This window comes from Acidisoma sp. S159, assembly GCF_009766125.1.
In the GTDB taxonomy this organism is placed as follows: Bacteria; Pseudomonadota; Alphaproteobacteria; order Acetobacterales; family Acetobacteraceae; genus Acidisoma.
In genome coordinates this window covers 1-201 of sequence record NZ_LMUG01000092.1, presented here as the reverse complement: position 1 = coordinate 201, position 201 = coordinate 1, and positions in this window count along the sequence as shown.

Here is a 201-nt window from a genome sequence, read left to right as displayed (position 1 = left end):
GGAGCCACCGCCCTTAGCCTGTGATTTTGATGCCCTCGATACCGAGGCTGCCCGTTGGCCGCTATGCAGCACACGTGGCTTAGTTTGCTATTCGGGCATTCCGGCGAGACGTAGGCATTCGGCAAAATGCTCGCGGTCACTCGCTCCCGCGAAGAGGGCCCTCCTGACGAGTTCCCCTATCGTCGCTTCCGGTTGAATCGC